Here is a 20,418-nt window from a genome sequence, read left to right on the forward strand (position 1 = left end):
CCGTCCGAGCCGTCATTCTGCCCCTCCCGTCGGCTGCGGCAGTACAAGTACGTCGCTGTGGTGCACCGTCACGCGCAGCTCGTCCGCCGCGCAGGCGGCCGACCGGTCGCGCAGATACGCCGCCGCACGGGCCGCCAGCTCCGGGCGCTGCTCCACGGCGGCGCCTACCCAGCCACGCAGCCACTCCTCGGTCAGTTCCGCCTGTTCCGGACCGAGCCGCCAGGGGCTCGGATGCGCCCGTACGTCCGCCCCCAGACGGTCGAAGGTCTCGCGGGCGGCGACCACCGCGTCGGGCCCGAGGAGTCCGCCCCGGCGCTGGTGCGCGTTGAACGCGTCGCCGATCTCCTCGTCCATGGGATGGGCGGGAGTGAGTTTCACGCGGCCGACGACGGACAGCGTCAGCAGTGCCGGGCAGCCCGCGCCCACGACGGCGGCGGCGAGCGTGTCCATCTCGTCCGCGGTGAGGACGTCGAGCAGCGCGGAGGCGGTCACCAGCGAGGCCCCCGTCAGGGCGTCGGGGGTGAGCCGGTCGATGTCGCCGCGCTGGGTGGTGACCGTCACCCGGCTGCCGTCGGCGCCCGCCCGGGGCGCCCCCACCGTGGCGAAGTGCAGCAGGTACGGGTCGCGGTCGTGCAGAACCCAGTGCTGTGCGCCGTCCAGGAGCGGGGCGAGCCAGCGGCCCATGGAACCCGTGCCGCACCCCAGGTCGTGCACGACCAGGTCCCTGGTGCGTCCGGGCCGGTTGGCCAGCCGTATCCGCAGCGGGTCCAGCAGGTCGTGCGCCCGTGCCGCGGCGTCGGCGGGCTCACGCAACTGGAGCCACTGCGGGGCGTACCGCGGGACCTCGGACTCACCGGCGCCGGGCGCCGGTATGGCGGAGAGGACCCCGTGGCCGGCGGCGTCCGAGGACGCCGTACCGGAGTCGGGCCCCGTCGGAGTCGTACTCATGCTCATGCCGCCCTCCAGGGCTCGTGGCGCAGCCGCGCCAGGACGCCCGCCAGGCTGCGGGCCGTGGTGGCCCAGCCGTTCAGCGCGGCGCGACGGCCGCGGGCCGCGGCCTTGAGCCGGCGCCGTACGTCCGTCTCGCCGAACCAGCCGCGCAGTTCCACGGCGAGCGCGGCGGGGTCCTCCGGCGGTACGAGGATGCCGGGCACCCCACCGTCGGGTGCGCGTCCCAGCGCCTCCGGCAGGCCGCCGACGTCGGTGGCGAGGACGGGGATGCCGCGGGCGAGTGCCTCGGTGACGGCCATGCCGTACGTCTCGGCGTACGAGGTGAGGACCATGAGGTCGGCAGTGGCGTAACTGGCGTCCAGTTCGGCCCCGGACCGGGGCCCGACGAGGTGCAGCCGGTCGCCGAGTCCGTGTCCGTCGATGAGCGCGCGCAGACGGGCGACGTACTCGGGATCGTGGCCGAGCCCGCCGACGCAGGCGCAGGTCCACGGCAGGTCCCGGACGGCGGCGAGGGCCTCGACCAGCCGGTGCTGGCCCTTGCGCGGGGTGACCGCGGCGACGCACAGCAGCCGTGAGACTCCGTCGGTGCCGGGGGCGAGGGGCGCGATGTCGGCACCGGGGGCGGCGACATGGACGCGCTCGGGGGCGAGCCCGTGGTGCGAGACGAGCCGGCGCACGGCCCAGTCACTGGTGGCGACGACGGCGGGTACGGCCCGGAGGGTGGCCCGCTCCTTGGCGTCGAGGTCCGCCGCGGTCTGCGGGGCGAGGCCCGTCTCGTCGCCGAGCGGCAGGTGCACCAGGACGGCGAGGCACAGGCGTTCGGCCTCCGGCACCACGATCTCGGGGACACCGCAGGCGACCAGGCCGTCGAGCATGACGACCGTGCCGTCGGGCAGTTCGCGCAGCGTCCGGGCGAGTTCCGCCCGGCCCACGGCACCGGGCCGGGGCCAGGAGCCCTCGACGGCGTGCTGGTGGACCTGCCAGCCGAAGCCGGGCAGGTCGAGGCAGATACGGCGGTCGTAGGCGTTGCCGCCGCTGGGGGTGGCCGGGTCGTCGACGCCGCCCGGCATGACGAAGTGCACGGTGCGCAGGGACATGGGAATGATGTGGGCGTTCCTCAAGGCCGCGCTCTGCACCGGAACGTAGTGCAGCCGGGGCTGGGACGCCTGGCCGGCCGTGTCCGGGGCCGCGTGGCCGATGGTCGTGTCGGTCACAGGCCACGCTCGTAACTCGCCCAGGCGATGTGCGATTCGTGGAGCGTGACGGCGATGCACTCGATGCCACGGGCGCTCTCCCCCAGCGCGCCCTTGTGGATGCGCTCGGCGAGGCGGTCGGCGATCACCTTCGCCAGGTACTCCGTGGAGGTGTTGATGTTCGCGAAGTCCGGCTCGTCGTCGAGGTTGCGGTAGTTGAGCTCGCTCACCACGGCGCCGAGCTCCTGCGTGGCCAGTCCGATGTCGACGACGATGTTGTCGTCGTCCAGCTCGGCGCGCCGGAAGGTGGCGTCCACGAGGAACGTCGCACCGTGCAGGCGCTGCGCCGGGCCGAAGACCTCGCCGCGGAAGCTGTGGGCGATCATCAGGTGATCGCGGACGGTGATGCTGAACAACGGACGACCCTCCAGGTGCGGTGCGTCTGATCCCCTGCCGGGGCATGCCATGTAGTACGGCCGGCCCCTGCGCGTTGTTCAGCTGCCCGTTCTCCTTGTTTCGAGGTTCCGTGCGAATTCCTTGCGCGTTTCCTCGGAGTCGGGGCGATTCGGACAACGGGATCAGTCGTCGGTGTACTGAACTCGGTGGCACAACCCCTTGAGCTCACCACGTGCGAGGCGTGGCAGCACGTCGGGGAGGTCTTCGAAGGCGGACTCGCCGGTGATCAGCGCGTCGAACGCGGGCTCGGAGAGCAGTTCGAGGGCGAGGGCGAGCCGGTCGGCGTAGGTGCGTCCGGCACGGGCGCGCGGCGAGACGGTGCCGACCTGGCTGCTGCGGACGGTGAGACGGCGCGAGTGGAAGGCCTCACCGAGCGGCAGGGTGACGCGCCGGTCGCCGTACCAGCTGAGCTCGACGACCGTGCCTTCGGGGGCGAGCAGTTCCAGGGCGCGTACGAGCCCCGCTTCGCTCGCGCTGGCGTGGACGACGAGGTCGCACTCGCCGAGGGCGTCCTGCGGCAGGGCGAAGTCGACGCCGAGCGCGCGGGCGGTCTCGGCTCGCTCCGGATCGGCGTCGACCAGCTGGACCCTGACCCCGGGATGACGGGCCAGCAGGGCGGCGACGGAGCATCCGACCATGCCGCCGCCGACGACCGCGATCCGGTCGCCGACGAGCGGCCCCGCGTCCCACAGGGCGTTGACCGCGGTCTCGACGGTGCCGGCGAGGATGGCGCGTGCAGCGGGCACGGTGTCGGGTACGACGGTGACGGCCGAGGTCGGGACCACGTACCGGTTCTGGTGCGGATACAGGCAGAAGACGGTCCTGCCGACCAGTTCGCCGGGGCCCTGTTCCACTTGCCCGACGCTCAGGTAGCCGTACTTCACGGGCGCCGGGAAGTCGCCTTCCTGGAAGGGCGCGCGCATCGCGGCGTGCTGGCTCTCGGGTACGCCGCCGCGGAAGACGAGGGTCTCGGTGCCGCGGCTGACACCGGAGTACAGCGCGCGCACGAGGACCTCGCCGTCGCCGGGCTTCGGGAGCTCCACGTCGCGCAGCTCCCCGTGACCCGGCGAACGCAGCCAGAAGGCGCGGGCTGTGAGGTTCATGTGCGTCTCCCTGAACGATCCGGCGTCTCACCACGTACGCAGCTATGAGAAGTCGCGCACAAGGTACGCGCGAAGATCGAATCTGTCACTCGGCCGGAGGGTGAGCGGTGGCCCTGAACCACACATACGACGCAAGGCTCTTGCAGCAGGAGACGACCGTGGGAGCGGGCGTGCAGGTACTGCTGTTGGCCTTGTTGGGCACGGCCATCGGCATGGGCCCGGCCGGCTGGCTGACGGGCCTGGCCTTCGCCCTCGCCACCTGGGCCGTCCTCACCCGCGCCGTGCTCCGCTCGCGGCTTCGCTCCTTCGGTGCCGCCAACCGGGTGACGCTGGGCCGGGCGATCCTGGTGGGCGGCGTCACCGCGCTGGTCGCGGACTCCTTCGAGAGCTCACCGCCGGTGACGGTCTTCGTGGGACTGACGGGGGTGGCGCTGATCCTGGACGGCGTGGACGGCAAGGTGGCCCGCCGCACCGGCACCTCGACCGCGCTCGGCGCACGCTTCGACATGGAGGTCGACGCCTTCCTGATCCTGGTGCTGAGCGTGTACGTGTCGATGACACTGGGGCCCTGGGTGCTGCTGATCGGCTCGATGCGCTACGTCTTCGTGGCGGCGGCCAAGGTGCTGCCGTGGCTGAACGGCGAGCTGCCCCCGAGCATGGCGCGCAAGACGGTCGCCGCGGTGCAGGGAATCGCCCTGCTGGCGGCCGCCTCGAACTGGCTGCCGTACCCGGTGACCGCGGGGATCGTCGCGGTCGCGCTGGCCTCCCTGGTGTGGTCGTTCGGCCGGGACGTGCTGTGGCTGTGGACCGTCCGCGTCCGCGCGGCGGCGACGCCGGCCCGGAAGGAGGTGCTGGAGCTGGTGGCGGGCCACTGACCCGGAGTTCGGCGGAGGGGACGTCCGGCGCCGGCGCCGGAACCGTCCTGCCGAGGACCAGGCCTCCGGCCCGGACCGCGGAACCTACGGGACCGCCCTGCCGAGATCCAGACGTCCGACATGGGCCACGTTCTCCCGGTCCTCGGGGTCCTCGCTGGCCTCGGCGGCGAACCAGGCGTCGAGGATCTCCGTCAGCAGCGGCTCGGACGTCAGCCGCAGACTGAGCGCCAGTACGTTGGCGTCGTTCCAGCGGCGTGCGCCGTCCGCCGTGTACGCGTCCGTGCACAGCGCCGCCCGTACACCGGGCACCTTGTTGGCGGCGATCGAAGCGCCCGTCCCGGTCCAGCAGCACACGACGGCCTGGTCGGACCTGCCGTCGGCGACCTCGCGGGCGGCGGCCTGGGAGCACACCGCCCACTGGGGGTCGTCCCCGGAGTGCAGCGCGCCGTGTGTCACCACCTCGTGGCCGCGGCCGCGCAGTTGGGCTACGAGGCTGCGGGCGACGGGCTCGTCCATGTCCGAGGAGACGGAGATCCGCATGCTCCGGAGCCTACCCGCCCTGACCGCGGGGGCTCCGGCCCCTCAGGAGGCCATCATGTCGCGCACCTGAGGCGCCACCTTCGTGCCGAAGAGCTCGATGCACTCCATGAGCGCCCGGTGCGGCAGCCCGTTCATGCCGTACTTCAGGTCGAAGCGGGTCGCCCCCAGGGTCCGCAGCGTGGTGACGATCTTCCGCGCCACAGTCTCGGGCGAGCCGACGTACAGCGCGCCACCGGGGCCGACGTCGTGCAGGAACTGCTCGAAGGTCGGCGCGCGGAAACCCCGCTGCGCGGCGACCTTGCGGATCGTGCTCTCGTAATACGGCCAGAACTCCTCGACCGCCTGCTCGTCCGTGGCGGCCACATGGCCCGGTGAGTGCACGCCCACCGGCCGCTCGGGCTGCCCGAACTCCTCGAGTGCCTGGCGGAAGAGACCGGAGAACGGGGCGAACCGTGCCGTCGGGCCGCCGATGATCGCGAGCATCAGCGAGAAGCCGTACCGAGCCGTGCGGATGACCGAGTCGGGGCTGCCGCCGACGCCGATCCAGGTCGGGATCGTGCCCGATTCGGTGTGCGGGTAGACGGAGAGGCCGTCCAGGCGCGGCCGGGTGGTGCCGGACCAGCGGACGGGCTTCTCCTTGAGGAGTTCGGCGAACAGGGCGACCTTCTCCTCGAAGAGGCGGTCGTAGTCGCGCAGTTCGTAGCCGAAGAGCGGGAAGGACTCGGTGCTCGAACCCCGCCCGAGGATCACCTCGGCGCGGCCGTGGGCGACGGCGTCCAGGGTGGCGTAGCGCTGGTAGACCCGGACGGGGTCGTCCGAGCTGATGACGGTGACACCCGAGCCGAGGCGGATGCGCGAGGTGCGGGCGGCGATGGCGCCCAGGACCACGTCGGCCGCCGACAGCGGCATCCAGTCGGTGTGGTGCTCTCCGATAGCGAAGTGGTCGAGTCCGACCTCGTCGGCGAGGACGCCCTCCTCGACCAGGTTGCGGATCGTCTGACCGTGCGACAGCGGACGGCCGCTGTCGTCGTCGGTCACATCGCCGAAGGTGTCGAGTCCGAGCGTGACCGCCTGCTCGTCACCCGTGTGGTCAGCGGGAGGGTTCGTCATGAAAGGCTCCGGTTCCGGTGGTGCCCGGCCCGCCGGCGGCGGGCCGTCTCGTCCCCGGCCGCCCGGCACCGCGAGCTCCCGCAGCCGCTGGGATCGGCTGCGGGAGCTCGCGCGTCCAACCGGCACAGGACCGGTCTCGGGAGACCGCTCGGGGCGCTGCGGTCAGTTCGCGCGCAGCGGGGCCAGCGCCTTGCTCCAGGCGATGACCTGGTCGAGCGTGGTGACGAGGGTGTCGTGCTGGACGTCGAGCGGCTTGAAGACGCTGAAGTTCTCGAAGTCGGCGAAGAGAGAGAGGGCGACCTGGGACCGGACGTCCGCCATCTGGAGCTCGCCTGCGACACCGCGCAGGTGCTCCACGGCGCGGGTGCCGCCGTTGCCGCCGTAGCTGACGAAGCCGACCGCCTTGTTGTTCCACTCGGCGTAGAGGAAGTCGAGGGCGTTCTTGAGGGCTCCGGGCACCGAGCGGTTGTACTCGGGCGTGACGATCACGAAGCCGTCGAGGGAGGCGATCTTGTCCGCCCAGGCCTGGGTGTGCGGCTGGGTGTACTGGCCCATCGACGGCGGGTAGGCCTCGTCGAGCAGCGGCAGCTTGTAGTCCGCCAGGTCCACGAGCTCGAACTCGGCGTCGCTGCGCCGGTCCGCGATCTCGTGGACCCAGCGGGCGACGGCCTCGCCGTTGCGGCCCGGACGCGTGCTTCCCAGGATGATGCCGATCTTGGTCATGGTCTTACCTCTGCGTTTTCCGAATCCGAACATGTGCTTGCCTCGTCAAGTAAAAACTTGCAGGGCCAAGTAGATGCATCGGGTCCTTGACTTGTCAAGCAGATACAATCGGCAGCATGCCGTCCAAGGAACGCCCCCTGCCGCCCCTCACCTCGAGCGAGGAAGGATTCCTGCGCGCACTGGGCCGGGTGATGCTGGCGGTGCCGCGGGTCGTCGACGCCGACATGGTCCGCGATGCCCGGATCACGTTGTCCGAGTACACAGCGCTGATGTATCTGTCCGAAGCCCCAGGCGCGCACCTGCGCATGAGCGAACTGGCCGCCATCTGCAACCTCTCGCTCAGCGGGATGACCCGGGTCGTGAACCGCCTCGAGAAGCAGGGCTTCGTCCAGCGCGTCAAATGCGACGAGGACGGGCGCGGCTGGAACGCCGTCCTGACCGACTCCGGACTCGAGCGTCTGCGGGAGGCCTGGCCGACCCACCTGGCCAGCGTGCGCCGGCACATCATGGACCACCTCGGCCCCTACGACCTGACCCAACTCACCACCGCGCTGCAGCACATCGCCACCGGGCCGGCACCGGCCGCCGACCGGGACGCATGACCCGCGTGCCGCACGCCGGCTCCCGCCCGCACGGCGCCGCACCGTTCAGGTGGTCATGACGGCCGAAGGGGTACTCGGGCCCCGGAAGACGGCGTGAACCGCCTCGGGCGGTCGGCGGGAAGGGAGCCTGCCGTGGGCGGCAGCGATCGGCTGCGGGAGTATCGCGGCAAACGGGACTTCGACCGGACCCGCGAACCCCGGGGCGACACGGCGTCTCGGGACGAGGAACCCCGTTTCGTGGTGCAGATCCACGACGCGAGTACCCTGCACTTCGACTTCCGGCTCCAGGTCGGCGACGTCCTCAGGTCCTGGGCCGTCCCCAAGGGACCCTCCGCCGATCCCGGGGACAAGCGGCTCGCGATGCCCACGGAGGACCACCCGCTGGAGTACGCGGACTTCGAGGGCGTCATCCCGGAGGGAGAGTACGGAGGCGGCACCGTCATCGTGTGGGACCGCGGGACATACCGGCCGCTGAGCCACGACCGCCGTGGGCGGCCCGTCCCCTTCGAGGAGGCACTGGAGCGCGGGCACGCCACGTTCCGGCTGCATGGGACGAAGCTGCGCGGCGAGTACGCCCTCACCCGCTTCCGCAGCGGAAAGGGGAACGGCGAGGGCGAGGCCTGGCTCCTGGTCAAGGCGGGCCACGCCCACTCGGCCCGGCACGGGACGCCGGATCCGCGCCGGGCCCGGTCGGCGTGCAGCGGACGCACGCTCGCCCGGGTCGCCGCCGAGGCCGGCGCGGGGTGAGCGGCCGATGAACGGTCTTACCGACACGCTGACCGCCGAGCAGCGCCGGCTGCTCGCCTGGGCACGTCCCGGGGCGGAACTCGCCGCGCGGCCCATGCTCGCCGGGCCCCGCTGCGGCTGACCACCCACCGCAACGAGGGCGGCGCCGACCTGCTGGCCGAGGCGTGCAGCCGCGGCTGGGAGGGGCTGATCGCCAAACGGGCGGACAGCACCTACCAGTCCCGCCGTTCCACGGACTGGCTGAAGCTCAAGTGCTCCCTGGGTCAGGAGTTCGTCATCGGGGGTTTCACCGAGCCTGCCGGCAGCCGGGTCGGGTTCGGGGCGCTGCTCCTCGGCTACTACGAGGACGACCGGCTCCGCTACGCGGGCAAGGTCGGCACCGGGTTCGACCGCCGCACCCTGCTCCGCCTCCGCGCCCGGCTCGACGAACTGGCCACCCAGGCCTCGCCGTTCGACGACCCGGTACGTGAGAGGGGCGCCCATTGGACGCGGCCCGAACCGGTCGCGCAGATCGGGTTCACCGAGTGGACCAAGGACGGCATGCTGCGCCACCCGCGGTTTCTCGGGCTGCGCGACGACAAGAGCGCGAGCGAGGTCGTACGCGAACGCGCCATGCGGCACGTGGCGGTGTGAGGGGATCTTCCGGGGGGTGCCGACGGGCCCCGCGCACGGTCGCGAGAGGATGGGCCGGCGACGCCGGAGCGGCGTCCGCACCGAGAGGTAGGGTCGGTCGCCCTTCAGGGCCCGAGGGAAGATCCGGTGATCCATGCCCGACGACAGCATCGTCGAGATCGGCTCCGACGTGTATCTCGTACCGGGGAGCAACACCAACTGGGTGATCGTGAAGGACGGCGACAGCGCCACCCTGGTCGACACGGGCTATCCCCGGGACCGGGAGCGCCTCCTCTCGTCGCTGGCCTCCGTGGGCGTCGCCCCCGCTGCCGTGACGGCCGTGCTGATCACGCACGCGCACAACGACCACCTGGGCGCGGCGGAGCACCTGCGCCGCACGCACGGGACCCCCGTCCTGATGCATGAGGCCGAACTGCCCCACGCCCGGCGGGAGTTCCTGCACCAGGTGTCGATCGGCAAGGTCCTGGCCAACGGCTGGCGGCCAGGGGTCCTCCCCTGGGCCGTGCACGCCCTGCGCGCGGGGGGAACGGAGCACGTCCCGGTCGCCGAGCCGCAGGCGTTCCCCGACGAGGGCCCGCTGGACCTGCCCGGGCGCCCGGTTCCGGTGCTCACCCCCGGCCACACCGACGGGCACTGCGCCTACCACTTGCCCGATTCAGGGGTTCTGATCACGGGAGACGCGCTGGTCAGCGCCCATCCGACGTCCCGCCTGCGCGGGCCGCAGCTGCTGCCCGGGATGTTCCACCGCGACCGCGACCGCGCCCTGGACTCCCTGACCCTCCTCGAGAAGCTGGACGCCGACGTCCTTCTCCCCGGCCACGGTCCCGTGCTCCGCACCACCGTCGGCGCCGCGGTCGAGCACGCGCGCGAACTCGCCGGCCCGGTCCGGTCCGCCGGCCGCTGAAACCGCGACCGCCGCCACGGCCTGAGGGCCGTGGCGGCGGTCGGTGTGCCGTCCGCGGGTTCGATCCGTCGAGTGCCCCGCGCCGCCGTCCGGCCCGCAGGGGTCGCGGGCCGTCAGCCGCGCACCGCCGGGGCGGCGGCTTCCGGCTCGCTGTGGGCCGGCGCCTCGGCCGCACGGGGCAGGCCGGTCACGCGGCCCGCGCGCCGGGCCGGGACGAGCAGCGCGGCCAGCGCCGCGCCCAGGCAGAGCAGGGCGAGCAGGCCGAAGCCGTGCGTGTAGCCGGAGTCGTAGGGCAGACCCGAGGGCTGCAGCCGCCCGGTCACGAGCACGCTGGTGACCGCGGCACCGATGGAACCGCCGATCGTCCGGATGTTGGCGTTCATCCCGGTCGCGGCGCCCGTCTGCTCGATGGAGACGCTGCCCACGATCAGCTGGGCCATCGAGGCGAAGGCCAGTCCGATGCCCAGGCCGAACACACCGGAGACGAGGGCCACCTGCCACTGCTGGTCGTGCCAGAGGGTGAGCATGCCGCAGGCGACCGCGCCGAGAGCGGCACCGGCGGTGAGCAGCGCCTTGACTCCGAGCACCGGCTCCAGTCGGCCGCTGAGGACGCCGGAGCAGAACATGGCGATCAGCATCGGCAGCATGAGCAGTCCGGAGACGGTGACGGACGCGCCGAAGCCGTATCCGGCGCTGCGCGGCGTCTGCATGAAGCCCGGCAGGAAGGACCAGATCGAGTACATTCCCGCGCCGAACAGCAAGGCGGCGGTGTTGGTCGTCCACACGGCGGGGAGCCGCATCACGCGCAGGTCGATGAGCGGGGTCCTGGAGCGTGCCTCGGCCAGCAGCCACAGCGCGAAGAGCACCACCGCGGCGACGAACAGGCCGATCACCCGGGCCGATCCCCAGCCCCACTGGGTCGCCTGGCTCAGCGGCAGCAGCAGGGCCACCAGCCATGCCGACAGCAGCACGGCGCCCAGCCAGTTGACACGTCCCTCGGCCCTGTTGGGCGACTCGGGCACGAAGCGGAAGGCGATCAGTACGGTCGCCGCGACGACGGCGACGGGGATCCAGAACAGCCAGCGGTAGTCGAGCGCGGACACGATGGGGCCGGCCGCCACGATGCCGACGCCACCGCCGGCGGCGATCACCGCGGACAGGTTGCTGATGCTCCCGCTCACCTCGCCCGGGGCGAACTCGTCCCGGATGATGCCGAAGGAGAGGGGGAACAGCGCGCCGCCGGCACCCTGGATCACCCGGGCCAGAATCAGCACGCCGATGTTCGAGGCGAGCGCGGCGAGCAGACAGCCGGCCAGCACGGTCAGCAGGACGGCGACGAGAGTGCGCTTCCTTCCGGAGAGGTCGCCGACCCGGCCGAGGATCGGGGTGAAGATCGAGGCGGACAGCAGATAGGCCGTCATCACCCAGGTCGCGGTGGACTGTGAGGTGTGCAGCGCATGCTGGACGGTCGGCAGGGCCGGCGCGATCAGCGACTGCAGCATGGAGAACACGCCGGCACCGGTCGCGAGGACCGCGAAGGTGAGGCGGGTGGACTTGCGGGGCATCAAAAGCCTCTCCGAACAGGGTGCGGCCGAGGTCGTCCGGCCACGGTCGTACGGGCTCGGTCGCGCTGCGGGCAGCGCGGAGCACGCCGACGGCCATGGGCGGCGGTCGCGGAACGGGTGGTGGCACGGGTGGCGGCGCGGACTGCGCGGACCCGTCGTCGGATCGAAGGGGTCGAGAGGTCGCGCGCCTGCCGTGGATGCCTGCGGCCGCACGCCTCCACGACGGGCGCACCTCGACTGCTAAAGTGGAGGTACGCCTCCACTGTAACGGAGGCACACCTCCGCTTCAAGCTCGTTCCGGCCAGGGAGGCACACGTGTCGGTTCAGCCGTTCCCCGTCAGCGAGATCGTCGCGTCCCAGCGACCGCACCGGAAGGACGCCGCCCGGAACTACGACGCCCTGATCGCCGCGGCACGCGAGGCCTTCGCGGAACACGGCGCGGAGGCCTCGCTGGAGGACATCGCCCGCCGCGCCGGCGTCGGCATCGGGACGCTCTACCGGAACTTCCCCACCCGTCGCCATCTGTTCGAGAGCGTGTACGCGGGCGAGGTGAACGATCTGTGCCGGGTGGCCCGGGAGGTCGCCGGACTCGAGCCGTGGCAGGCGCTCACCTCGTGGCTGCGCCGCTTCGTGGACTACACGGTGACCAAGCGGGCGATCCGTGAGGCCATGGACGACGAGTCGGACGTCTTCCTGGCCTGCCGGGAGTCCATGTACCAGGCCGGCGGCCCGCTGTTCGAGCAGGCACAGAAGGCGGGCGAGGCCCGTACGGACATCGGCTTCGACGACCTGCTGCGCATGGTCGCCGGAATCACGGCGACGAACTTCCTCGACGACGCGCAGCGGGACCGGGTGCTGGCCGTGGCCCTGGACGGGGTCCGGACGACGGCCCACTGACCCGGCCCGGAGGCCTCGGGCCCTCCCATTACTGGTTCCAGCTCTCGTCGTACGGGTCCTTGGGCTCGGGGACCGGCTTGGCCTGGATGACGTCCAGGAACGGGATGATCCCACCGTTGACCGGGTCCTTGGTCCGCCTGCCGGTGTAGGTGCCGGTGACCTGGAGCCAGGAGTCCGGCTGCAGCACGGGCGGCAGCTTCCCCGACAGACCGATCTTGACCGGCTGGGCGTCGGCGGCACAGCAGTTGAGGGCCATGCGGACGAGGTAGGGCGTACCGCCGGGGTCGAGGGCGACGAATCCCGTGACCTCGACCTTGCGGTCCCCCAGCGAACGCCCGTGCCCGTACGCCGCGCGGCCCGCGTAGTCCACCAGGCTCAGCGGGGCCGGATCGCCCGACGGCAGGGCCGGGTAGGCCAGCGGCGGCTGGAGCGCCGTACCGGAGCGAAGAGCGCTGTAGGAGCCGAGCGCGGGCGGGGCGACCAGGATGAGGGCGAACAGGGGCAGCACGAGGAGCCAGGAGACACGGGGCTCGCGGTGACCGTGACCGTCGCCGCTGTGACCGTCGCCGTGCCCCTCGGGCGTACGGCCCGCGCCTTTCTGTCGCCGGGCCGCCCGCCCCCGGCGCAGCTCGTACCAGGCGGTGGCCGCGGACGCCACGATCAGGACGGCACCGGCCGCGAGCAGCAGCGGCTGCAGCCCGGCCTTCACATAGCGCAGATACAGGCTGGTCGTTCCGGCGTGCAGCATCGCCCCGCCGAGCAGGAACAGGACGGCCGCCTGTGCTTGACGGTTCACAGCAGCACCGCCCCGACCACGACCGACACCAGGATCGCCAGTACGAAGGTGGCGGGCGCGAACCGCAGCGCGAAGGCGCGTCCGAAGGTGCCGGCCTGCATCGCGAACAGCTTCAGGTCGATCATCGGGCCGACCACGAGGAACGCCAGCCGGGCGGTGAGCGAGAACTGCGACAGCGACGCCGCCACGAAGGCGTCCGCCTCGGAGCAGATGGACAGCAGCACCGCGAGAACCGAGAGCGCGAGGAGCGCCACGACCGGATCGCCCGCCGCCGTACGCAGCCAGCTCGCCGGCGCCACGGCCTTCAGCGTGGCCGCGGCCATGGCTCCGACGACCAGGAATCCGCCGGCGTGCATCACGTCGTGGCGTACGGAGTCCCAGAATGCGGCGCCCTTGCTCTGCCCCTCGTGCGAGGCGCGGGCCGGCGGCCGCAGCCAGTCGGTACGGCCGAGGCGCTGCCACAGCCAGCCCATCGCGCACGCCACGAGCAGGCTGGCCGCGAACCGGGCCAGAACCATCTCCGGGTCGCGCGGGAACGCGACGGCCGTGGCGGTCAGCACGATCGGGTTGATCGCGGGAGCGGACAGCAGGAAGGCCAGCGCCGCCGCGGGCGGGACGCCCCGGCGCACCAGAGCCCCGGCGACCGGCACGGAGGCGCATTCGCAGCCGGGCAGCACCGCTCCGGCCACCCCGGCGACCGGCACCGCGAGGGCCGGCCGTTTCGGCAGGGCCTGGGCGAAGAACGACGGCGGGACGAACACCGCGAGGGCCGCCGAGAGCAGCACACCGAGGACGAGGAAGGGCAGCGCCTGGATGACCACGGCGAGGAAGACGGTCATCCAGCTCTGCATCACCGGAGCGCCGAGCGCCCGCCGGATCGGGCCCTGCCCGACGACCAGCAGAAGCAGCAGGAGGATCAAGCCGTGGGAGGAGGTGAACCGGCGGTCCTGCGGAGCCTCCTCGTCGCCCCGTGGCCGGTCGACCGGCGCCGGCGGTGCTTTGACGATCGTCACGAGCGGGGTACCTCCGGGGCGACTGGCGGCGCGGGGGTCTTACCCCCTCGCCTCCTGTACGTCGTCCCGGGTGCCGCGTCTCACCGCAGGCCCGGGACTTTACCGCTCGATGACCCTTTCCGTACCCGTTCAGCAACCTTTCCCACGGGACAGTTGCGACTGCCCCTGCGCGGCCGGGGCGTGCCGCCGCCTGAAGAGGGACGGCAGGCTCGGCGCTGTGAGGAAGCCCTCGGCACGCGCGCTGGCGATCCCGATGCGCGGGATGTCGCTGCTCTTCTCGAACAGCAGGAAGCGGGGTTCCCACACCGGCCGGTACTTGGCGTTGGCGCGGTAGAGGGACTCTATCTGCCACCAGCGGGAGAAGAAGGTCAGCACCGAGCGCCACAGCCGCAGGACGGGACCCGCCCCGAGGCGGGCACCGCGCTCGAAGACGGCGCGGAACATGGCGAAGTTGAGCGACACCCGTTCGATGCCGAGGTCGCGGGCGCGTGTCAGCAGCTCGATGACCATGAATTCCATCAGGCCGTTCTCGCAGCCGCGATCGCGCCGCATCAGGTCGAGGGAGAGGCCGTGCTCACCCCAGGGCACAAAGCTGAGCAGGGCCCTGGGCTCACCTTCGGCGTCGCGGCACTCCAGCATCATGCAGCAGCCGTCGGCCGGGTCGCCGAGGCGGCCCAGCGCCATGGAGAAGCCTCGCTCGCTGCCGCCGTCGCGCCAGCGGTCGGCCTTCTCGATCAGGATGGCCATGTCGGACTCGGGGATGTCGCCGTGGCGCCGGATCCGCACGGTGTACCCCGCGCGGCGGACCCGGTTGTGCGCCTGTCGCACGACCCGCATCGCGCGCCCCTCGAGGCTGAAGTCGGCGACGTCAACGATCGCCTCGTCACCCAGTTCGAGGGCGTCCAGGCCGTGCCGGGCGTAGATCGTCCCGGCCTCCTCGCTGGCTCCCATCACGGCGGGCGTCCAGGCATGGCGGCGAGCCTCCTCCAGCCACTCCTCGATGGCGCCGGGCCAGGCCTCGGGGTCACCGATGGGGTCGCCGGCGGCCAGCGTGACGCCCCCGACCACCCGGTAGGTGATGGCGGCCTTTCCGCTCGGCGACCAGACGACGGCCTTGTCGCGGCGCAGCGCGAAGTAGCCGAGGGAGTCGCGGTCGCCGTGTCTGGCGAGCAGGTCGCGCAGTCGCCGTTCGTCGTCCTCGCCGAGGAGTTCCCGGCCGCGGGGGGCGCGGAAGCAGGCGTACAGGACGAGGAGGAAGGAGACGGCGATCAGGACGTTGATGACGATGTCCACCCAGCGCGGGGCGTCCACGGTGTCGATACGGTCGGCCAGCGGGCCGACGCTGACCCCACGCAGCAGCGTGTACGCGATCTTGTCGGTCAGGGAGGCGCCGGAGACCTTGTTGGTGGCATCCACCAGGAGGGCGCCGAGGCCGCCGCTGACGAGGATGCCCGCCGCACCGACGATCAGCGCGAGCCGCGGGTTGGAGCGGTCGCCCACGGCGCGGAACTCCTTGCGGCCGAGCAGCAGGGCGGCCACAAACAGTCCGGTGAGCAGGGCCGAGATCCAGTTGAAGGCGTGCTGCCGGTAGTCGTCCTGGGTCAGGGCGAGTACGTAGAGCGCGAACAGGGGGCCGGCCAGCAGCATGTTGAAGATCCACGCGGCCCGCTTGCGGCGGCGCATCACCAGCGCGAGGAACAGTGCGAGCGCCGCCGAGACCAGTCCCGCGGTGGCCAGGTACGGGGTGAAGAACTCGCCGACGTTGTGCTCGTGGACCTCTTCTCGGAAGGGCAGGGAGAGGACGGCAACGATGTTCAGCACGGCCTGCAGTCTGAGGTACCAGACCGTGGCCGCGGCCGCCCCGGGGCGCAGGCGCGCGAGCAGGGGCGAACCCTCCCCCGCCGTACCGCGCGCACGCTGGTCGCGCTGCTGGGGGATCAGTGATTGTTGCTCTGCGGGCACCGCGATGACTCACCTTGACAAGAAGCCGGAGCGACCGGCGTGGACGGAAACTGACACAAGAGTGCGGGACAGTCTGCCCTCGGTCCTCCTGGACCAACACACCGACCCTACGTTTCGTAGGGGTAAAGCGGAGCCCGGCAAAAGGTAGGAATCAGGCAAGGACGACCGCATGGGACATGAACCGGTTCCCCGTGCGGGGAGCCGTGGTAGCGCTACTGGGCCCGCTCCTCCGCGCCCACGACCCGCTCGAAGCCCACAGGCTCGCCCTCCGCGGGCCCGCGGTCCGCCAGCTCGAGATCGACATGCGCGAGCAAGAACGGCACCAGTGCCCGCTCCAGCAGGGCGCGCTCCCAGTCCGCACGGGCACTGCGCACCTCGGGATCGGCCTCCGCCCGGTCGTCGTCGCGGCCGTTCCGGCAGCGCGCGCGGGTCGCCAGAATCCAGCCGAGGTCCCCGAGGGCCGCTCCCGCCGTCACGGCGGCGGCGATCACCCCGGCCATCACGAGCCCGTCGCCGATGTGCGGGCGCACGGCGAAGGCCCGGAGGCCGAATCCGCACAGCAGGAAGACACCGGTGGCCGCGGCGCCGAGGCTCGGCACCAGCACCGCGAACACGGGCAGGAGTCTGCTCTCGGCCCGGTTGTCGTCGCGTGACCGACGCCGCCGGCGCGCTACCGCGGCGGCACGGAGCGCGAGATAGCGGTCGAGTTCATGGGCCGCGGCACCGGTCAGCCGATCGCGCGCCTGAAGCGCCTGCGAGCGCAGCCACTCGCGCATGGGGGCGGCGCCAATCGCGGCCGCGACCTGCGGATGGTCCAGGGCCCGGTCCACCACCGACTCGAAGACCGGGCCGCTCACGGGTGACGGCTCGTCTGGCTCCTGCACGGCTCTCCCGATCGGCGACAACGCGCCGGCCGCTGCCGGCCGGCGGACGAACGAGCCAAACCCTACAACATGTAGGACATCCGTCAGCGGAAGTGCGAGGACACGCCGTACACCAGGAGATGAACTGCAGTGGGATCATCGGCTCAGTGCTCGCCGGTGGGATGCGCGTCCAGGCCGGTGCACGCCAGCTTGCCGTCCACCTCGGCGCACGCCTCCACTCCTTCTGGTGAAGCCACGGCGAGCATGGGGCTCGCCGTGCCGCCGGAACCGTCCCCGTACGCCGCCGACAGCACGTCACGCCCTGAGCGGACGGAGATGACGCGGGCGTCCGAGGCCTGGGCCTGGACCTCGGCCCAGGCCGCGCCGCAGGACGGGGAGTACTCCAGCCGCACCGCGTAGGAGGCGGCCCGGACCGAGCTCTTCGCCTGTGCGTCCCGGTCGCATGCGGCGACGTCGGGCAGCTGCCCCTGACAGGAGGTGCCCCGGCACCTCGGCGAGGCCGCCACCTGTCGCCCGCCCGGCGCACCGGAGCGGTGGGCCGTGACGAGGGTCATGGACACGGTGGCGACGGTGACGATCAGGGCGAGTGCGGTGAGCGGCGGTCGGCGGAGCCTGAGGAGCCATCGTCCCGGTTCCTCGTGACGGGCCGGGGCATCCACGGCGGGCGGACGGTCGGCCGTCTCCCACAGGGCCAGCAACGGGCCGGGATCCGCGCCGGCGAGCAGGGCGAGCGCCTCGACCGCCGAACGGGGAGGCCGCTGAGCGCCGTTGAGATACCGGTGCCAGGCGGATTTGCTGTAGGGGGTGCGCGCGGCGAGGGCCGCGAGGCTGAGACCGGTTCGTTCCTTCAGATCGCGCAGTTCCGTCACGAACGGCCCGTCCGTCTGCGGGGGCGGGGTGGCCGCCGACCGCGAGACCCACGCCGCCCGTGCTGCGCCGGCTTTCACGGTCTGGGTCCTTGGGGATGTCGCATGACCTGTCCCTCAACGCCGATTCTATTTTGGGCGGTTCGCCCCTGTTGTCGGGATGTGTTCCCGACAATGTAGGGCAGCCACACATTGGCTCCGGAAAGAGATCGAGAAACCATCGGGTCGGTGACACACAGACAGCCTGCCCGGACACCCTCGGGTGTCCGGGCAGACCGCATCTTCGGGAGAGATCGGGGCGGGGCGCGTCAGCACCAGGGCACGGCGCTCCGCACACGGACGTAGTGGGCGGACACATACCCCCTTCCACCCGCGAGCCTGTACCAGCGCCCGTTCCCGTAGATGTACGAGCCGTGCTTCTTGCAGACCAGCAACAGCCGGCCCTGGGCGTGACGGTGGCCGACCACCCGGTACCCGAGACCGGGACCGGAGCGGATGTTCAGCCGGATGTGCCGCGTGGTCACGTGCCCCACGACCCGCACGGCACGGCGGTGGTAGGCGGTGCCGGTGATGTGGTGGATGCGGCTCGCGTGACGAACGTGACGGAGATGTCGTGCGTGCCTGAGGTGGTGGTGGCACCGCTTGGAGTGGTGTGCCCGGTGACGGACGGGTGCGTGCCGGGCGGGGGCGACGGGGAGCAGCGTGTGCGGACGGTGCGGGACCGTCGCGACGACCGGCGCCGGAATGGCCTGGTCGCCCTCGACGGCCACGGCCGCCGTGGGCACGAGCGCGAAGAGCGCGACCGCGGCCACCAGGCCGCCCTGCAGTGTCCGACGAATCATGGAAACCTCCGTGCTGACAGTGCGATCACGAAGCGTGATCTCACGACGCCCAGCGTTTCCGTGGCGGCGGCCGGGAATTCCGTTTCGCTGTTCCGGACAGCGCGAGGGACGTCCCACGGGACGGGACGGGTAGCACGGGCGGGCGTCCCCACCCGCCCGGGACGCCCGCCCTGCCGTGCTCGCGCCGCTCCTACGCGCTGCTGCCGGCGAGCCTCCACTCCCGGTGCAGTGCGCCGAGCGGAACGGTGTGCCGGACAACAGGCGTACCGAAGACGGCCAACTGCACCTGCAGCGCCCCGCTCAGATCGACACCGCCGTACAGGGCCCATGACCCGAGTACGCCGGCCGTGGGCTGGGTGCCCGAGCCGGCGGCGGCCGTCGCGGTCGCCGAGGCCTCGCCCCGCAGATACGGTGCGAGGTCGGCGGTGACACCCACCGTGCCGTACAGACCCACTGCGGCCTCCGCGCCGAGGACCGCCTTGACGCCGCCCGCGGTCGTGACGGAGGCGCGGACCGGGGTGCTCGTCATCGTCGACTCGTTCACGGGCGTCCAGCCCTTGGCCACGCCGAAGGTGCCGCCGGCCTTGAAGTCGCCCTTGAGGTCCTGTTCGACCGAGACGGTCACTCTGCCGTCGCCGCTGATCTCGAAGTAGCAGGTCAAATCGAGGTTGACGACAACGGGGATGGGGCCGACCTGGAGGACGGGATCGGCGTGGAGCTTGGCGAACGGCACCCGCACCGGCTCGGCGGACGCCGAGGCCCGGCCCTTCAGGGACCACTGCGAGGTCCAGTCGCCCGAGACCCCGAGGTACGCCGAGGCGGGCCCGGCCTCCCCGGCGGCGGCGCCCGAACCGCTCCCCCCGTAGGAGAAGTCGACCTCGGGCGCGACCTGGACATATCCGGCCACGGTCGCGTCCGCCGACACCGGTGCGCCCGCGGCCACGGGCACATCGGCCTGAACGTCCACGCGCAGGCTGCCCAGCGGGACCTTCGTGCCCTCGGGTCCGGAGTGGAGGTCGCCCGTCTTGGCCCAGGAGACCTTCACATCGGGCAGCACCCGTTCGATGTCGAAGGAGGCCGGGTCCACCGGCACCGCACCCTTGGCATCGTCGTCACCGAGCAGGGCGTCGAGGGTGGTCGGCGCCGTCTGCACCTCGGTGCCGTCGCCCTTCTCGCCCAGCACCTCGGTGACCTTGGCGAGCAGACCGTCCGGGGCGCCGGGCGCGGGCGCGCTGGCGATCACGTCGCCGACCGCGATGCGCCCCGACTCGGAGGGGCCACTCGGGGAACTCGAAGGAGTCGTTGTGGCGGGGGTACCTGACGGATGAACAGTTCCTTTACTCGTATGGGAGATGACGGCCCGCCGGGTGTGACGGTCGTACGAACTTACTTTGAGCGTGCTCTGCCGGGCCTGTCCGCCGCTCTTGCCCGGCCGGGCGAGTGCGGTCGGCGTCGCGGCGGGTGCGGCGGCGACGGCGAGCGGGCGATCGGTGCCGCTGGTCGCCTGCACGGCGGCCTCGGCCTGTCCGGCGCGCGCGGCGTCGGAGGCGGAGGACGGACCGGGGCCGGACGAGCAGCCCGAGGCGAGCAGGAGTGCGGAGGCTGTGAGTGCGGGCACGACGGCCCGCAGGCGCCACTTGCGGATACGCAAGACCTGTCCTGAGGTGGTGGGGGGTAGCGGAAAAGACCCGCCGGTTCAGAAATACCGGCGAGTAACAAGATGTGAGCATGCCATGAAGGTGTGAAGCCGCATGCA

Annotated in this window: 20 protein-coding genes and 1 pseudogene; 6 read left to right on the top strand and 15 right to left on the bottom strand. The window is 72.0% G+C overall.

Features of this window, described 5'->3' with window-relative positions; all coding sequences use genetic code 11:
* Positions 1-12 precede the first annotated feature (12 nt).
* From ACQEXA_RS10300 to ACQEXA_RS10315, 4 genes are all read right to left on the bottom strand, one after another.
* A complete protein-coding gene (locus tag ACQEXA_RS10300) occupies positions 13-954 on the bottom strand; it encodes a class I SAM-dependent methyltransferase (RefSeq protein ID WP_433129499.1) in 942 nt (313 codons plus the stop codon).
* Positions 951-2,165: a glycosyltransferase family 4 protein gene (locus ACQEXA_RS10305; protein ID WP_432935159.1), complete on the bottom strand. Its 1,215-nt coding sequence runs from the start codon at positions 2,163-2,165 to the stop codon at positions 951-953. Before ACQEXA_RS10305 ends, ACQEXA_RS10300 begins: the two co-directional genes overlap by 4 nt.
* A complete protein-coding gene (locus ACQEXA_RS10310) occupies positions 2,162-2,560 on the bottom strand; it encodes a 6-pyruvoyl trahydropterin synthase family protein (RefSeq protein ID WP_432935158.1) in 399 nt (132 codons plus the stop codon). Before ACQEXA_RS10310 ends, ACQEXA_RS10305 begins: the two co-directional genes overlap by 4 nt.
* 162 nt (positions 2,561-2,722) lie before the next feature.
* Positions 2,723-3,703, bottom strand: coding sequence for an FAD-dependent oxidoreductase (locus ACQEXA_RS10315; RefSeq protein WP_432935157.1), 981 nt, complete (start codon positions 3,701-3,703; stop codon positions 2,723-2,725).
* A gap of 107 nt (positions 3,704-3,810) precedes the next feature.
* Here ACQEXA_RS10315 and ACQEXA_RS10320 point away from each other — a divergent pair, with 107 nt between their 5' ends.
* On the top strand, positions 3,811-4,578 hold the full coding sequence (locus ACQEXA_RS10320; RefSeq protein ID WP_432935156.1) for a CDP-alcohol phosphatidyltransferase family protein: 768 nt from the start codon (positions 3,811-3,813) through the stop codon (positions 4,576-4,578).
* Between the two features lie 84 nt (positions 4,579-4,662).
* On the opposite strand, the gene ACQEXA_RS10325 is transcribed toward ACQEXA_RS10320, so the two are convergent.
* The 3 genes from ACQEXA_RS10325 to ACQEXA_RS10335 form a co-directional block, all read right to left on the bottom strand.
* A complete protein-coding gene (locus tag ACQEXA_RS10325) occupies positions 4,663-5,118 on the bottom strand; it encodes an RpiB/LacA/LacB family sugar-phosphate isomerase (protein ID WP_432935155.1) in 456 nt (151 codons plus the stop codon).
* A 42-nt stretch (positions 5,119-5,160) separates the two neighbouring features.
* Positions 5,161-6,228: an LLM class flavin-dependent oxidoreductase gene (locus tag ACQEXA_RS10330; protein ID WP_433129501.1), complete on the bottom strand. Its 1,068-nt coding sequence runs from the start codon at positions 6,226-6,228 to the stop codon at positions 5,161-5,163.
* Positions 6,229-6,390: 162 nt separating this feature from the next.
* A complete protein-coding gene (locus ACQEXA_RS10335) occupies positions 6,391-6,951 on the bottom strand; it encodes an NADPH-dependent FMN reductase (RefSeq protein ID WP_360999453.1) in 561 nt (186 codons plus the stop codon).
* Positions 6,952-7,067: 116 nt separating this feature from the next.
* Between ACQEXA_RS10335 and ACQEXA_RS10340 the strand changes: the two genes are divergently transcribed.
* From ACQEXA_RS10340 to ACQEXA_RS10355, 4 genes and pseudogenes are all read left to right on the top strand, one after another.
* Complete coding sequence (locus tag ACQEXA_RS10340) at positions 7,068-7,553, top strand: MarR family winged helix-turn-helix transcriptional regulator (RefSeq protein ID WP_432935153.1); 486 nt, start codon at positions 7,068-7,070, stop codon at positions 7,551-7,553.
* 132 nt (positions 7,554-7,685) lie between these two features.
* Positions 7,686-8,300, top strand: a complete 615-nt coding sequence (locus tag ACQEXA_RS10345; protein WP_432935152.1) for a DNA polymerase ligase N-terminal domain-containing protein — start codon at positions 7,686-7,688, stop codon at positions 8,298-8,300.
* Positions 8,301-8,399: 99 nt separating this feature from the next.
* Positions 8,400-8,933: pseudogene (locus ACQEXA_RS10350) on the top strand (non-homologous end-joining DNA ligase); the annotation flags it as partial.
* Between the two features lie 133 nt (positions 8,934-9,066).
* A complete protein-coding gene (locus ACQEXA_RS10355) occupies positions 9,067-9,837 on the top strand; it encodes an MBL fold metallo-hydrolase (RefSeq protein WP_432935151.1) in 771 nt (256 codons plus the stop codon).
* A gap of 113 nt (positions 9,838-9,950) precedes the next feature.
* Here the strand turns inward: ACQEXA_RS10355 and ACQEXA_RS10360 are convergent, their stop codons facing one another.
* Positions 9,951-11,402, bottom strand: coding sequence for an MFS transporter (locus ACQEXA_RS10360; RefSeq protein ID WP_432935150.1), 1,452 nt, complete (start codon positions 11,400-11,402; stop codon positions 9,951-9,953).
* Between the two features lie 315 nt (positions 11,403-11,717).
* On the opposite strand from ACQEXA_RS10360, the gene ACQEXA_RS10365 reads away from it, so the two are divergent.
* Positions 11,718-12,299, top strand: a complete 582-nt coding sequence (locus ACQEXA_RS10365) for a TetR/AcrR family transcriptional regulator (protein ID WP_432935149.1) — start codon at positions 11,718-11,720, stop codon at positions 12,297-12,299.
* Positions 12,300-12,327: 28 nt separating this feature from the next.
* On the opposite strand, the gene ACQEXA_RS10370 is transcribed toward ACQEXA_RS10365, so the two are convergent.
* The 7 genes from ACQEXA_RS10370 to ACQEXA_RS10400 form a co-directional block, all read right to left on the bottom strand.
* Positions 12,328-13,095, bottom strand: coding sequence for a TIGR03943 family putative permease subunit (locus tag ACQEXA_RS10370; protein WP_432935148.1), 768 nt, complete (start codon positions 13,093-13,095; stop codon positions 12,328-12,330).
* On the bottom strand, positions 13,092-14,108 hold the full coding sequence (locus ACQEXA_RS10375) for a permease (RefSeq protein WP_432935147.1): 1,017 nt from the start codon (positions 14,106-14,108) through the stop codon (positions 13,092-13,094). Before ACQEXA_RS10375 ends, ACQEXA_RS10370 begins: the two co-directional genes overlap by 4 nt.
* A 129-nt stretch (positions 14,109-14,237) precedes the next feature.
* A complete protein-coding gene (locus tag ACQEXA_RS10380) occupies positions 14,238-15,992 on the bottom strand; it encodes a phosphatidylglycerol lysyltransferase domain-containing protein (RefSeq protein ID WP_432939768.1) in 1,755 nt (584 codons plus the stop codon).
* Positions 15,993-16,282: 290 nt separating this feature from the next.
* Positions 16,283-16,954: a hypothetical protein gene (locus ACQEXA_RS10385; RefSeq protein ID WP_432935146.1), complete on the bottom strand. Its 672-nt coding sequence runs from the start codon at positions 16,952-16,954 to the stop codon at positions 16,283-16,285.
* A 143-nt stretch (positions 16,955-17,097) separates the two neighbouring features.
* Positions 17,098-17,901: a DUF2690 domain-containing protein gene (locus tag ACQEXA_RS10390; protein WP_432935145.1), complete on the bottom strand. Its 804-nt coding sequence runs from the start codon at positions 17,899-17,901 to the stop codon at positions 17,098-17,100.
* Positions 17,902-18,128: 227 nt separating this feature from the next.
* Positions 18,129-18,662: a hypothetical protein gene (locus tag ACQEXA_RS10395; RefSeq protein WP_432935144.1), complete on the bottom strand. Its 534-nt coding sequence runs from the start codon at positions 18,660-18,662 to the stop codon at positions 18,129-18,131.
* Positions 18,663-18,852: 190 nt separating this feature from the next.
* On the bottom strand, positions 18,853-20,307 hold the full coding sequence (locus ACQEXA_RS10400) for a hypothetical protein (protein ID WP_432939766.1): 1,455 nt from the start codon (positions 20,305-20,307) through the stop codon (positions 18,853-18,855).
* Positions 20,308-20,418 lie beyond the last annotated feature (111 nt).

This window comes from Streptomyces sp. CA-106110 (assembly GCF_050936285.1).
Lineage (GTDB): Bacteria > Actinomycetota > Actinomycetes > Streptomycetales > Streptomycetaceae > Streptomyces.